Source organism: Occallatibacter sp. FHG110214_02 (assembly GCF_059115385.1).
The window spans coordinates 173,774-187,595 of the sequence record NZ_JBZYWK010000006.1 but is presented as its reverse complement, the minus strand read 5'-3'; the positions used below and the strand labels follow the sequence as shown (position 1 = coordinate 187,595).

Below are 13,822 nucleotides of genomic sequence, written 5' to 3'. Positions count from 1 at the left end.
ACCGATGAAATTGTCTTTTGTACTTTGTTTGATGGCTCTTGTCTTGCCGCTAAATGCACAGGTTACGTCGCAGAAAACGCGGGATTCTAAAGAGTTTCTACCCGCGATAGCCCAGGCCATCGAGGACGAACTGTACGACCTGCGACATGAGGCCCTCTACTTTCAAATTGACGATAACGGTGGAGGTGATAATAGCCCGGCGCAAATAAGCATGTACGTCAGCAAAACTATCGCGCCGAACGGTACAGGTGTCGTGGTTTACAAAGACATGCCTTATGGAGAGGTCTATCGTTATTTTGTTGTTGACGCCAATGGCGTGGTTGAACTGTCTGGAGAGCCGACATCAAAGTTTCCTCCACATGGGGGGAGCATGTTGACGGTTTACATGACGGATGAAGAAGTGTGTGACTTCATCCAAAACAAGGCGTATAAGGCAAAGTTCACCATCAATCCGAAAGCCTCTGCTGAGCGCATTCGTGATGCTGAAAATCGTCAATTAAAGCGTCTGGGGTATTCATTCAGGCTGCATAAAGGTCCAGGACACAAATGAGCCAAAGGGTCAGCGTGCGATGCCCTATGCCTATGATGCATTGGCTCGCTGTGTTGGCCCAACAGCAGAATGGTTCCTCAAAAGGTCCGGGTTTTTGGGGTCGTTTGGGGCAAAGGCTTGATAACTTCTTCCATGGCAATGGACTTGTCACGAATGCGGAGCTGGAAGGAATTGGTGTCCTCACAATCGTGCCAGGTTCAGTTCACGAGGTTGAGCCCGAGCCTAATCCATACGTTTCTTTGGGCTTGGATGCTCTCGGTACCGCTGCCACGCTCACTGGCCATGATGCTGTGGCAAAGGGAACTGCTCTCGGAAGTGGATACTATGATCCCAGTCCTTTAAACCTGCTCTTAAATGGCGGCTCGTTCATCCCGGGAACCTTTGGCGAAGCCTTCGGTCCAATAACGGTGGTAAATGACGCCGGAGGTCTCGCGGGAGGCGTTATCACGAATAACATCATGGCTCCGATGATCAACGCAATTCCCGGAAATACGATGGGCAACGGGAACGGTGTATCGATACAAACTCCTGAGGCACAGTGCGTGCTATCTGGAATGTGTTGAGGAAAGTCGGTGCTGTAGAGAGCTGGAAGTCGCATGAGCAGGAGGGCAAAAGGAGAGATGGTTCATGTCTGATCCGACCTTAAGGCCGTACGTTTCGTTGATTATTGGCGTGTTCCTAATGGGACTGGGACTAGCGTCGACGTTTTCCGGAGAAGCGTTGGGGCGCTTTGGCCGAACGGCCTCCCGCCTCAAAGAACCGACGAAATTCTGGAGCTTGGTCGCAATAGACTACCTTGGCGGCGCTTTCGGCATTGGATACTTCTTGTTTGAAAAGTACGTAGCAAAGTGAACTGATCTTCTATGGCGATCATAGACTTGCAGCGCCTTATATTCGGTGCGTTTCCACGGTTGCGCCCGCTCCGCTTCGGGGCAGGCTCCTATGTGTGCGAGATCGAGACTCGCACGCATCATTCTGGTTTGTATGCAGTGCCGGCAAAACCGACGAGGAGTGCGTGGTTCAGCTGGGTAATGTTCTACGCATTCTGCGTCATATTGGGATGCCGGACGCCCTCTCCGGACTGGAACGGCACATGGAAACTGAATCCTTCAAAGAGTAGCTTTCAGGGGCCAGCTTTTACGATCTCGATTTCAACAGACGGTGAGTATCGCTGGGATGACGCCAACTCGAGCTATGCTTTTTGCTGCGATGGACAGTTCCGATCGATGGGGAAAAATCGTACACAAGCTTGTGTCAGAAGCAGTGTCAATACATTAGACATGACCCGAAAGGAGAATGGGGTAAAGACAAACGTCTACCGGTGGGAACTTTCGGATGGGGGGAAGATTTTTACATCGACGGCGACCGCGTTCCGTGCGAGCGGGCCCGTGATCACAAATCAGATCGTCGCCTCACGAATATCGGGTTCCAATGATTTTGCTGGCCAGTGGCGGAATACGAGCTACCTGCAGCAACATACCGAGATGGCCTTGAGGCTAGATCATCAGGTTCTGCATATCGGTTATCCAAACGCCGGTCTGTATATGGACACGCCACTCGATGGAGCCGACACAGTAGTACATGGGCCTAGCACTGAAGAGGGAACGAGCTACTCCGCACGGTCGGTTGGACGACGCGAGATTCGTACTCTGACGAAGCGCAATGGCAAGGTTCTCACTCAAGGCTCGCTGAAACTGAGCAACGATGGTAAAACCATCACCGAATCGTGGTGGAATCCAGATCGGCCAGCTGACAAGGGTACGCTTGTCTACGAAAAGCAGTAGATGCCGCTCTGCGGGGAGGCCTGTGGCGCGTTTACATCTGTAAACAGCAGTGGCTCGTTCCCATCGAAGAGCAACGCCGCTAAGGCGGCGGGTGGAGTAGCGACACGTCACCCCCAAATGGGATGCTACCCGTAAACCGGCTTGAAATCTCAGGCTGGGTGACGTGAACGTACTTTGAATCAGCAATTTGACCATTCGCGCATCCGGCATAATGTCAATGCGTTTACGCGCGTAAACGCGCAGAGCGCCTTAGAGCGCCCAATGCGTAAACGCACTGATAGGCAAAGGCTTCCAGCATCCTTGCGCTTGACGGCCAATTTGCGGAGGTGCAAGCTGGTTTCGAGGCGGGTTTCCCCATGAGTACTCCCCGCATCCCGGCTCCCTTGCAGTCTCCGGCCTCTCCAAAGGACGAAGCGCGTTCGGTTTTGCGCGCTAAAACCATCGCAACCAGAGTAACGCCGGAAGAACTGGCCGAGGTAGAAACCGCCGCCGAAGGCGCAGGAAAAACCGTGGCCGAATGGCTGCGCGAGCTGGCCTTGAAAGCCGCCCGGCAACGTCCGGCAGACCCTACCGAATTGGTGCTGGCCGACGCCCGAAAGATTCTCGCGGAGTTTCTATCCAGGAGGGACAAGACGGAGGCAAACAGTGAGCCGCCCCATGCGTTTTCCGAGCCGGACAGGGCGGCTATTCTGGTTCCTTTTCTGGCTTGCAGTTGGCCCGCTTATTCTCATCTTCCCGGCGTCGGCATGGCTCTAATGGACACTCACGCCGTTGCAAAAGGTCTACCTCACGACCTATGCCGCCAGCTCCGTAGGGGCGGGGATGCCGCGCAGTGAGATGACGATCCGATGGGTGATGAAGACCGCGCCCAGGCGGAAGGCGATTCCTGCCTCAGCCGAGGATGTAGTGACCGGGCCGGACGCGAAACTGCCCGTCCGTCTCTCGCCCAAAGCCATCGCGGAGGGTTGGCGTGGAGTGGAGTTCAGCGCCCCGGAGCAAGTGCCTGCCGACGCGCTTGCCAAAGGATTGCAGGAGTATGTTTATGACGGCGTGAGCGTGTGGTGGTTGTTCGGACGGCCCATGCTCAACAGCCTTGCCGTGTTGATGCTGCTCTATGTGTTGCGACTTTGGATGAAGCAAGGTTTTGCTCGGAATCGGCAGCAGGAAGAACGCCACGGACGCAGGACCAAAGGCCCGGAGTTGGCATCGGCCTTGCGATGGAGAGGCGCAAAGACGGACGGCATCCATTTCCGTCTGCGCTTCGAGAATCGCTATTTGCGATGGCTTTCAGTCGGGCCAAGCTACCGTATTCCAAAGCGCCTTGAAGCCAGCCACATTCTGATGATGGGTGATACTGGCAGCGGGAAGTCGAACGCCATCCGGCAGCTTCTCCGGCAGGTGCGGGAGCGTGGTGAAACTGCCATCGTCTACGACCCGGCAATGGATTTTGTGAGTGAGTTCTACTCGCCCTCGCGCGGCGATTTAATTCTGAATCCTCTTGACCAGCGTTATCCTTATTGGAGTCTTGGCAAGGATATTGACCGCGACGAAACGGCAGCGACGATTGCCGCCGCGTTCCTGCCGGAAAAAGAATACGAGAAGGAGTTTTTTACCGATGGACCGCGCCGGATACTGGCCCACTTGCTCAAGCGGCAGCCTCAACCCAGGGACATTCTGAGCATGATGGCCGAGCCGTCACGGATCGAGTTTGCGGTGAAAGGAACACCGCTGGCCGCGTTGCTCGATGCAGGAGCGCCCGCACAGCGGGCCGCAGTGTTGGCGAGCTTAAACATGGTAGCCGACAGTTTGGAACTGTTGCCGGAGTGGGAACATACGAGGCCCACGTTTGCGACGGCGGAGTGGTACACCGAGCGTAAACGATGGGTGTTTCTGACTTCCACTCCGGCTTATCGCGCGAAGATTCTGCCGCTGCATTCGGTGTGGCTCGACTTGTTCATTCTTCGCATGATGGGGTACTGCGAAGACCACACCGCAAAGCCGGTATGGTTTGTGCTGGATGAACTGGCAAGCCTTAACAAACTGCCGCAACTCCATACCGCCGTAACGGAAAACCGCAAGTACGGCAATCCTGTTGTGTTGGGCTTTCAGGGCCGCAGCCAGCTTGAAAAACGCTACGGGCAGGACGCCGAGGCGATGCTTTCGCAGCCCGCAACCAAGCTGTTTTTCAAGACCACCGAGCCACGCGTGGCCAAGTGGATTTCCGATGCCATCGGGGAAATTGAAGTCGAACGGTTGAAGGAATCGCGCAGTATGAGGCTGTTCGGCAGCAGGAAATCGTATGCGATGGAGATTGCGACCAAGCCGCTTGTCATGGCTTCGGAAATCTCCGGCCTCGAACCGTTGCATGGCTTCATCAAGCAAGAGAATCGCGTTGTGCCGGTTCACTTCCAGTTCGCAAGGAAGCACGGCGGACAACCGCAGTTTATCGAGCGCAAGTTGCCGGAGGTTGCGCCCAGGCCGTCACCGCCGACGCCGGTAGTTCGCACAGAGCAACCCAAACCATCGGCAGCGGTCCAGACTACGCTTCCACTTTTCGATGCGCCTGTTGATACGCCCACCGACCAATCCACCGATAAACCCAAAGAGGCGTTTGTGTGGGATGAGTCTAAGGGAATTGAGTGACTGGAAGCCCGTTTTCAGGACAAATTTCGATCAAAGCGGGTTCACGAGTGCATTTGCCGGGAATCATAGAAACAGATTGAAACCTTCGGTTTGCCGTGATATGGCGCACCCTTTAAGGCCCGCTATTCCAGTTCCTTTAGTTTCCTTTGCATGGCTGCATCACATTCTTGTGGAGTAAATTTATGGTTCGCTTTCGATCCGGCGTTCCATTCGGACTCTGGGACATAAACAACATCTCCATGGTGTTTCTGAACCACGTCGATCCGCATGTCAATAACCACACCGTCCTCGTCACACTGGAAGAACGTACCTTGCGTATCGAGCAGATACATCCCTCCATGAAGTTCGTAATGATCCCCAAATGATTTCCCCTCCATGCTCTTAGTCAAAGCTGGTTGCTTTTCATCCATTTTGGTTCGATCAACTACTTCAACTTCATTTGCTGAAGGATGAATGAGCAGCGTCGTTGTCGTTGCGCCTGAGAGACCCCGTTCAGCATCCGTTGCGATCACTTCGTCAGGGTTCCAGGAAACAATATGGTAGGTTTGTGTGTCGTTTTGAATGCTTCCAAATCGGGTATAGCCCTCGGTTTCGGTGCAAATATTCGAGTCATCTCCTACCCGTTTACCGTCGGTATAGGCACACGTCAATTTCACTACGTTGGAGTCTGCGACCGATTGCTGGCCGGGATCAGGACTCACGGCTCCCCAATAGCCCTCTACGTAAAGATGATGCAAGTTGCCGTAATTCGACTGAATCACATGCAAAGGTGATTCGTTGTGGTGCCACTTCGGAGGCGCGACGAATCCGTATGTAAGATCACTAACGGTGTAATTCATGGCCCCGACATTCTTAGAGTCTGAAGTCACCTCGACCTGAACGCAGGTATGAAGCTTTCGACTAAAAAAGGATTGGTCGGTCATTCCCTTCTTTTCATCCGGAGAGAGCTTGGACAGATACCCATCATTCATCTTGCCAGCACAATAAGCGTCCATCTCTTGCTGAAAAGATGTCTGCGTAGCGGGTTGGGCACCTTTAGAAAGATGATGTGCCCCTACTAGGACTCCTGCGCCAAATGTAACCAGCGCCAAGGTCACAAGCAGCCAAACGCGGTTCGCTGAAGCCTTCATCTCGTTCTCCGAGTTGCTGTATGCGGTGGATTCAGCATAAATGCAAAATGCGAAGTGTAGGGGAGCATAGCGTAAAGCGGTTGGTCGCGGATTAGAATTTCCGTATGCTGACGATCTCCAAGCCGCTGTCAGCCTCGCAGGTACGGACGTACCATGAGCGGGAGTTTGCCTCAGAGCGGCAGAACTATTGGAGCCGCGACCAGCAGGGGTATAGCGAGTGGCAAGGCAAGCTGGCCGAGCAGTGGGGCTTAGAAGGCGCGGTTGGCAATGAGCACTTTGCGCGTCTGACCGAAGGCCAGCACCCGCACACGGAAGCGCAGCTTGTTCGTCATCAAGCCTCAAAAACCTACGAGGGAAAATTCGGCAAGGAAGTAACGAGCGTAGAACATCGTGCCGGTTGGGATGCTACGTTCTCCGCGCCGAAGTCCGTGTCACTCACCGCCCTTGTGGGCGGGGATGAGCGCGTAAGAGAGGCGCATCGGGAGAGCGTGCGTGTTGCCCTAACCGAGTTGGAGAAGTACACGCAAGCCCGCATCGGCAACGTCCACGCGCCGGAGACGACAGGCAAATTCGTTGCGGCGACCTTCGAGCACGATACCGCGCGGCCTGTAGACGGTTACGCCGCGCCGCAGCTTCACACCCATGCTGTGATCTTCAACGTCACCGAGCGCGACAACGGACAAACACGCGCCTTGCAGCCGCAGGAGCTATTTGCTTCGCAACGCTATGCCACCAGCGTTTACCGCTCCGAGCTTTCGATGCGGTTGCAGGGATTGGGTTACGAGTTGGAGCGCGGTAAGCACGGACAGCCGGAGATTAAGGGCTATACGAAAGAATATCTGGAAGCCAGCAGCCCGCGCCGCGAGCAGATCAAAGACCATCTGCGCGAGATGGGGATAGATGGAGCGGAAGCCGCACAAGTCGCAGCCCACCGTACACGGGACAGCAAAGAGCTAGTATCGCCGCAAGAGGTATTAGCGCGGCACCGTGAGCTGGCCGCGCAGTATGGACATCAGGCCGACCGCGTTGTGGCCGAAGCGCGGGCACATGAACAGCGCCACGCTTACGAACCTGACCGCATCGCGCAGCAGTCCGTCACCTATGCCCGCGATCATCTCTTCGAGCGTTCCGCCGTGCTGGACCGACGCGATCTTCTGGAAGCGGCTCTCAACCGTGGCATGGGTGAAACGACGTATGCCCACATCCGGCAGGAGTTCGCGCAGCGGGCCAGCAGTACACTACTGCCGCGATGCTTCGCATGGAACGCGAGATCGTTACACGGATGGAGGAAGGCAATCAGCGTGGGATGAGTGACCCGATGCTGGTTTCTCCGCAGATTCGGATTACGACGGAAGACCGCCACCCGGAGCTGAATGCTTCGCAACGCCAAGCCGTTGACCAGGTGTTTCTCTCCCGCGAAAAGATGGTGGGGCTGGATGGCGTTGCCGGGGCTGGCAAGACAACGGCGCTGGCCGTCATCCGGGAAGGCGCAGAGGCGCAGGGATACAAAGTGGAAGGCTTCGCGCCCACGTCCCGCGCGGCGCAAAAACTGGCCGACGCAGGCATGGAAACATCCACGCTGCAAAGACATCTTGCGCGTAGAGAAAAGCCCGATACTGGCGAGCGCCGCCTGTATGTGCTCGATGAATCCTCGCTCGCGTCCACCAGACAGATGCACGAGTTCGTGAATCGCTTACATCCGAATGACCGTGTGTTGCTAGTGGGCGACCGAAGGCAGCATGAGGCAGTCGAGGCGGGGCGTCCCTTCGCGCAGCTTCAAGATGCGGGCATGAAAACGGTCAAGCTCGAAGAGATCGTCCGCCAGAAAAACCCGGAGCTGAAACAGGTAGTCGCACAGCTTGCGCGGGGTGAGGTGCGCGAGGCCGTGCAGGGTTTGGAGCGGCAGGGCCGCGTCCATGATATTCCAGAGCGTGAGAATCGCATCGCCGCGATTGCGAAGGAATACGCGAAGTCGCCGGAGGGTACTCTGGTTGTCTCGCCCGACAATCGCTCCCGCGTAGAGATCAACTTAGCGATTCGTGCCGAGATGCAGGAGCGCGGCTTAGTCCGTAAAGAAGAACATCCCATTGCGGCGCTTGTGCCGCGCCAAGACCTCACCGGGCCGGAGCGGACATGGGCCGCACGGTACGAGTTCAACGATGTAGTGCGCTATGCCCGCGCGTCGAAAGAAACTGGCATGGGGCGCGGCGAGTACGCGCGAGTCAAGAGCGTGGACTCTGACAAGAACCTGTTGACGGTGGTGCGGGCCGATGGCTCAGAAGTGACTTACGATCCGCGACGGCAGCAGGGCGTCTCTGTATATCGGGAAGAACCGCGCAGCTTCGCTGTGGGCGACCGCATCCAGTTCACCGCACCGGCAAACGACTTGAAGGTTGCCAACCGCGAATTAGGAACGGTCGAAGCCATCGGCCATGACGGGCAGATGCGCTTGAAGATGGACGGAGGCCGCGACGTGCAACTCAATCCGCGCGAGCATCCGCATCTCGATCATGGCTATGCGGTAACGAGCCATTCCAGCCAGGGACAGACTGCCGAGCGGGTATTGATTCACGTCGATACCGAGTTGGCCGCGAAAGACTTGCTCAACAGCCGCATGGCTTACGTTGCCGTCTCGCGCGGCGCGGAAGACGCGCACCTCTACACCAACGACCGCGCGAAGCTGCCGGAGGCGTTAGGGCATGATGTTTCTCACGAGAGCGCCCATGTGCCGACGATGAAGCCGGAGCAAGCCATCAAGCCACCACAACAAGAAATCGCGCTGGTCATCGAACACGGCTTAGGGATGGGCCATAGTCTCTAAAAAGCGCATGTTCGCTACACTGTTTCAAGAAGGGCATAGCAGCGGAAACGACGAAAAATGCACAATTCCCCTGCACAGTTCCTACCCAGCCAAAAACAGGCTATTTATCTCCAAATAAATCAGCGATTTCTAAAAATAAACTCTCCCGATAAGGATGACAACTGCATATTTGATTGCTACTTCTGGTTTTGTGGGGGAACGGGGAGAGGGGCTTGCTGGGGGATAAACCTCCGGTTTGGCGTATCTATGCGGTGTCTTCCTTATCACAATTCATTTTGGATGCAAATTTTTTACAGGTTAGTGGGTTACCCTGAAGTTGCGGGAGGCTCTGTCTGGAGCGGTTGGCACGTTGTTCCACGCCGGCTGCCGGAATTTCCCCTTACTTCCGCCGCGCGCATGGAGACGGCCCCTGTGCGGCGCTTCTGGTGAAGAATGCAGCATTCCCTTCGGGCGATGTTTTGTGGCGCGGCGGTTCTGTTCGCGGTGGGTGCGGGTGCGCAGACGCCTACGTATGAAATGAATAACGGCAATGCGGAGGTTGCGCGTGCCGTGACAGGGTCTGCTTCTGCGGAAACGCAGGGGCTGGAAGAGGTTGTGCGGAACGGCGCGCCGGATGGCGAGTTGCCGGATGCTCCGGAGCCAGAGTGGGCTGGGGCGCAGAGCAATGACGCACAGCAGACGGGCGGCACGCAGAGCCAGCATGACAGGGCTGCGCAGGAGATCAAGAAACAGGAGTCGCAACGGGCGTTTGGGATTATTCCCTCGTTCAATACTTCGTTTACGGGCGATGTGGTTCCGCTGAGCCGGGGGCAGAAGTTGAGCCTGGCGTTTCATACTTCGGTTGATCCGTTTACCTTTGCCGAGGCGGCGCTGATTGCCGGGTATCGCGAGCTGGGGGATAACTACTCCGGCTATGGATGGGGCGCGCAGGGGTATGGGAAGCGCGTGGGCTCGGCATATGCGGACTCGTTCCTGGGGAACATGATTGGCAATGGATTTTTGCCGGGGGTATTGCACCAGGAGCCGCGGTACTTCCAGTTGGGACATGGGAATTTCTTCCATCGCGCGGCTTATGCGGCGCTTTCGGCGGTGCGGTGCAGGCATGACGGCACGAACAAGTGGGAGCCGAATTACTCGAACGTGACTGGGAATATTATTGCCGGTGCGATTTCCAATGTTTATTACCCGGAGGACGAAAGAGGCTGGGGGCATACGTTTGGCGATGGGCTGGTGAATACGGCTACGGGCATCATCGGGACGGAGTTCCAGGAGTTCTGGGTGGATATTGCGAAGAAGCTGCCGCACAAGAAGGACAAAGGGGCGCAGCCTGCGGGGAAACCTTAAAGGCAGGTGACAGGGTACGGGGTTCAGGGTACAGGGAAAAGCAAAAGCCCTGGGAGCTAATTGGCTTCCGGGGCTTTTGTTTTGCTGCGTGCTGTTTGGAAGGTTAGTCCGAGGCGGTGTTGGAGAGGAAGATGGCCTTGCGGTGGGACTCGCGATGGACGGCGCGTTTCCGCCCAGTTAGCAGGTTGTCAGCGCGGATGGTTCCCATGGGTTTGCTGGTGGCGCGGTCTACTACCAGCATTGTGAGCTGGCCGCCGGTGGCGGGTGATTTGCCGGAGTGCTTTTGCGAGCTGGGGCGCGGCTTCGGTTAGTTCGCGGGCGTGGCTTTCAGAAAGGCGGTTGAGGACGCGGCGGCCTTTGCGGGTGATGGAGAGGATGGCGCGGCGCTTGTCTTCGGGGTCAGCTTTGCGGGCGAGAAGGTCTTCGCGTTCGCAGCGGTCCACCAGCTCGACGGCGCTGTTGTGCTTGAGGCCGAGGCGTTCTGCGATGTAGGCGATGCTTACGGCTGTTTGCGGCGGGGCTCCTGCGATTTGGAGGAGTAGCTGGTGTTGCTGAGGCTGAAGTCCGGCTTCGAGTGCGGCTTGTTCGCTGAAGGAGAGAAAGCGGCGGAGGTGGTAGCGGAATTCGGCGAGGGTTTCTGTGAGTGTGTCAGGTGGAGTGGTGGGGTGCGGCATATTTATATCGTATCACGATGTATTTGAGGTAAGAGGAAAGGACGAGGGCTACTGCAGATCCTCAGGCTTTCTGTGGTTGCTGTCGAGGATTTTAGACGGGGGTTTCTACGCAGGTTTTGAAGTAGTCGAGGCTTAGCTTGAGGCCAGTTTTGAGATCGATTTTCGGCTCCCAGTTGAGCAGGGCGCGGGCCTTGGTGATGTCGGGCTGGCGCTGGATGGGGTCGTCTTCCGGCAAGGGGAGATAGACGATCTGGCTGGTTGAGCCTGTGATTTCAAGGACTGCTTTGGCGCAGTCTATGACGGTCCACTCGTTGGGATTGCCGATGTTGACGGGGAAGTGCTCGTCGGATTTGGAGAGGCGGAGGATGCCTTCGACTTCATCGGAGACGTAACAGAAGCTACGGGTCTGGGTGCCGTCGCCGTAGACGGTGAGGTTTTCGCCGCGGAGAGCCTGCGTCATGAAGTTGGAGATGATGCGTCCGTCGTCTTTTTGCAGGCGGGGGCCGTAGGTGTTGAAGATGCGGACGATGTGAGTGTCAACGCCGTAGTAGCGGTGATAGGCCATGACGAGGGCTTCAGAGAAGCGCTTGGCCTCGTCGTAGACGGAGCGCGGACCGACGGGGTTGACGTGGCCCCAGTAGTCTTCGGGCTGGGGGTGGACGTCGGGGTCGCCGTAGCACTCGGATGTGGATGCCTGGAGAAACTTTGCGTTGTATTTTCGTGCGATGTCGAGGGCGTTGCGTGTGCCTTGCGAGCCGGCCATGAGGGTTTCTATGCCGAGGCGTGCGTAATCGACGGGGCTGGCAGGGGATGCAAAGTTGAAGACGTAATCGACGGGGCCGGGGTCGAAGGCGATGGTGATGTCTTGTTCGAGATAGGTGAAGCGGGGCTCGTTCTGGAGATGGGCGAGGTTGGCGGTGGAGCCGGTGGAGAGATTATCGACGCCGAGAACGGAGTGGCCTTCGGCGAGGAGGCCGTCGGTCAGGTGCGACCCGAGAAAGCCTGCTGCTCCGGTGACCAGAATGTGCATCCAAAAGCCCTTTGTTGGGAAAGATTGCCGGTTTGCAGAGTGAAATTTGGTGCCGGGAGGGGGGGTCGAACCCCCACGACCGCAAGGGTCGGCGGATTTTGAGTCCGCTGCGTCTGCCAGTTCCGCCATCCCGGCTTTATGAGTGGCAGATTTGAGTATCGCATAGGCGTTGGTGGAGACGCTATAGGGCGGGGGAGAGTTCCTGCTGCGTTTTGGTGCTGGTGGGTGATGAGGTACGGCGCTTGAGCGGGGCGTTGGTGCGCTTGAGGAAGTCGTCGCCCCATTGCTGCATGGCGGTAATGAGGGGGATGAGGGATTCGCCGGATTTGGAGAGGGAGTACTCAACCTTGGGCGGCACTACGGGGTAGACCTTGCGGACGATGACTCCGTCGGCTTCCAGCTCGCGTAGTTGCGCGGTGAGGATGCGGGGGCTTAGGTCGGGCTTGAGGCGGCGGATTTCATTAAAGCGCATGACGCCGTTGGTCATGAGGTGAAAGAGAAGGACGCCCTTCCACTTTCCGCCGATGACTTCGAGAGTGGCTTCAACGGAACAGCCGGATTCGAGTTCATAGGAGGCATAGCGGCGCTTGCGTTTTACGGTTCCCATTTTGTAAGTATAGGATAAATTTGTAAGTACAACAAAATATGAAACTTATGACGTGCTGCCTTCATCTGACTAAGGGAAAGGGTGAGGGCGTGTCGGTGGACGGTCTTTGCACCTGATTGAGTGAAGGAGCTGGAAAGTGGCGGGTTTATTTGATTCCTACAGTTTGAAAGGCGCGAAGCTGCGCAATCGTATTGTTGTTCCTCCCATGTGCCAGTACATGGCGGAGGATGGGGTGGCGAATGAGTGGCATCGCGTTCATTATTCGTCGCTGGCGCGGGGCGGCGCGGCGGTGGTGATTGTGGAGGCTACTGCGGTTTCCGCTGAGGGGCGGATTACGTGGGGCGACCTTGGGCTTTGGAATGACGCGCAGGCCGCGGCGCTGGAGCCGATTGTTGCCGAGATCAAGAAGTATGGCGCGGTTCCGGGAATCCAGATTGCGCATGCGGGGCGGAAGGCCTCGGCGAATCGTCCCTGGGAGGGCGATGACCATATTGCGCTGGGTGAGCCGCACTCGTGGAAGACGATTGCGCCGTCTGCGGTGGCGTTTGGTGCGAACCTGGCACATGTGCCGGAGGAGATGAGCCTGGCGGAGATTGCTCGGGTGCAGGCCGACACGGTGAAGGCCGTGGAACGGGCGCGCGATCTTGGCTTTGAGTGGCTGCAGATGCACTTTGCGCATGGCTACCTGGCGCAGAATTTCTTTTCGCCGTACTCCAACCAGCGGACGGACCAGTATGGCGGCAGTGCGGAGAACCGGGCGCGGTATCTGCTGGAGGTGCTGGCGGCGGTGCGGAAGGTCTGGCCGGAGGATAGGCCGCTGACGGTTCGGCTGGGCGTGGTGGAGTTTGACGGCAAGGATGATGTGATGCTGGCTGAGGCTATCGACATGCTGCGGAAGATGAAGCAGGACGGGCTGGACTTTGTGGATGTTTCGATGGGCTTTAATACGCCGGATGCGAAGATTCCGTGGGGTCCGAACTTCATGGGAGAGATTGCAGAGAAGGTTCGCCGTGAAGTGGAGCTTCCGGTGACGACGAGCTGGTATGTGGATGGGCCGAAGGGTGCAGACGCGCTGATTCGCGAGGGCAAGATTGACCTGGCTTCGATTGGAAGGCCGATGCTTGCGGACCCGCACTGGCCATATTTTGCGGCGAAAGAACTGGGAGTGGAGAATCCTGCGTGGGCTACGCTGCCGGCTCCGTATGCGCATTGGCTGGCTCGGTACAGATGAACTAACTG

The 13,822-nt window shown here is 57.0% G+C and carries 14 protein-coding genes and 1 tRNA gene; 10 read left to right on the top strand and 5 right to left on the bottom strand.

The genetic code is table 11. From position 1 onward, the window contains the following. Positions 1 to 4: 4 nt before the first annotated feature. From AC5S3R_RS08010 to AC5S3R_RS07985, 6 genes are all read left to right on the top strand, one after another. Positions 5 to 550 (top strand): hypothetical protein, encoded by a 546-nt coding sequence (locus AC5S3R_RS08010; RefSeq protein WP_494266495.1) that lies wholly within the window; start codon positions 5 to 7, stop codon positions 548 to 550. A gap of 32 nt (positions 551 to 582) precedes the next feature. Further along, positions 583 to 1,113, top strand: coding sequence for a hypothetical protein (locus AC5S3R_RS08005; RefSeq protein ID WP_494266494.1), 531 nt, complete (start codon positions 583 to 585; stop codon positions 1,111 to 1,113). Positions 1,114 to 1,177: 64 nt separating this feature from the next. Further along, on the top strand, positions 1,178 to 1,402 hold the full coding sequence (locus AC5S3R_RS08000; RefSeq protein ID WP_494266493.1) for a hypothetical protein: 225 nt from the start codon (positions 1,178 to 1,180) through the stop codon (positions 1,400 to 1,402). Positions 1,403 to 1,938: 536 nt separating this feature from the next. Beyond that, complete coding sequence (locus AC5S3R_RS07995; RefSeq protein WP_494266492.1) at positions 1,939 to 2,334, top strand: hypothetical protein; 396 nt, start codon at positions 1,939 to 1,941, stop codon at positions 2,332 to 2,334. Between the two features lie 356 nt (positions 2,335 to 2,690). Further along, positions 2,691 to 3,170: a plasmid mobilization protein gene (locus AC5S3R_RS07990; RefSeq protein WP_494266491.1), complete on the top strand. Its 480-nt coding sequence runs from the start codon at positions 2,691 to 2,693 to the stop codon at positions 3,168 to 3,170. 1 nt (position 3,171) lies between these two features. Further along, positions 3,172 to 4,977 (top strand): type IV secretion system DNA-binding domain-containing protein, encoded by a 1,806-nt coding sequence (locus AC5S3R_RS07985; RefSeq protein ID WP_494266490.1) that lies wholly within the window; start codon positions 3,172 to 3,174, stop codon positions 4,975 to 4,977. 122 nt (positions 4,978 to 5,099) lie between these two features. Here the strand turns inward: AC5S3R_RS07985 and AC5S3R_RS07980 are convergent, their stop codons facing one another. Beyond that, a complete protein-coding gene (locus AC5S3R_RS07980) occupies positions 5,100 to 6,107 on the bottom strand; it encodes a hypothetical protein (RefSeq protein ID WP_494266489.1) in 1,008 nt (335 codons plus the stop codon). A 104-nt stretch (positions 6,108 to 6,211) separates the two neighbouring features. Here AC5S3R_RS07980 and mobF point away from each other — a divergent pair, with 104 nt between their 5' ends. The 3 genes from mobF to AC5S3R_RS07965 all read left to right on the top strand — a co-directional run bounded on the left by mobF (position 6,212) and on the right by AC5S3R_RS07965 (position 10,272). Next, positions 6,212 to 7,417 carry a MobF family relaxase gene (mobF, locus tag AC5S3R_RS07975; protein WP_494266488.1) on the top strand — a complete coding sequence of 402 codons (1,206 nt, stop codon included), beginning with the start codon at positions 6,212 to 6,214 and terminating at the stop codon, positions 7,415 to 7,417. Beyond that, positions 7,366 to 8,928 carry an ATP-dependent DNA helicase gene (locus AC5S3R_RS07970; RefSeq protein WP_494266487.1) on the top strand — a complete coding sequence of 521 codons (1,563 nt, stop codon included), beginning with the start codon at positions 7,366 to 7,368 and terminating at the stop codon, positions 8,926 to 8,928. The genes mobF and AC5S3R_RS07970 overlap by 52 nt, the downstream gene beginning before the upstream one ends. A 432-nt stretch (positions 8,929 to 9,360) precedes the next feature. Next, positions 9,361 to 10,272: a hypothetical protein gene (locus tag AC5S3R_RS07965; protein ID WP_494266486.1), complete on the top strand. Its 912-nt coding sequence runs from the start codon at positions 9,361 to 9,363 to the stop codon at positions 10,270 to 10,272. 188 nt (positions 10,273 to 10,460) lie between these two features. Here the strand turns inward: AC5S3R_RS07965 and AC5S3R_RS07960 are convergent, their stop codons facing one another. From AC5S3R_RS07960 to AC5S3R_RS07945, 4 genes are all read right to left on the bottom strand, one after another. Continuing rightward, a complete protein-coding gene (locus tag AC5S3R_RS07960; RefSeq protein ID WP_494266485.1) occupies positions 10,461 to 10,946 on the bottom strand; it encodes a MarR family winged helix-turn-helix transcriptional regulator in 486 nt (161 codons plus the stop codon). A 91-nt stretch (positions 10,947 to 11,037) separates the two neighbouring features. Further along, positions 11,038 to 11,976, bottom strand: a complete 939-nt coding sequence (locus AC5S3R_RS07955; protein WP_494266484.1) for a UDP-glucuronic acid decarboxylase family protein — start codon at positions 11,974 to 11,976, stop codon at positions 11,038 to 11,040. Positions 11,977 to 12,023: 47 nt separating this feature from the next. Continuing rightward, a tRNA-Leu gene (locus tag AC5S3R_RS07950) sits at positions 12,024 to 12,111 on the bottom strand. 46 nt (positions 12,112 to 12,157) lie between these two features. Then, positions 12,158 to 12,583, bottom strand: coding sequence for a winged helix-turn-helix transcriptional regulator (locus AC5S3R_RS07945; protein ID WP_494266483.1), 426 nt, complete (start codon positions 12,581 to 12,583; stop codon positions 12,158 to 12,160). A 136-nt stretch (positions 12,584 to 12,719) separates the two neighbouring features. Here AC5S3R_RS07945 and AC5S3R_RS07940 point away from each other — a divergent pair, with 136 nt between their 5' ends. Then, on the top strand, positions 12,720 to 13,814 hold the full coding sequence (locus AC5S3R_RS07940) for an NADH:flavin oxidoreductase/NADH oxidase (RefSeq protein ID WP_494266482.1): 1,095 nt from the start codon (positions 12,720 to 12,722) through the stop codon (positions 13,812 to 13,814). Positions 13,815 to 13,822 lie beyond the last annotated feature (8 nt).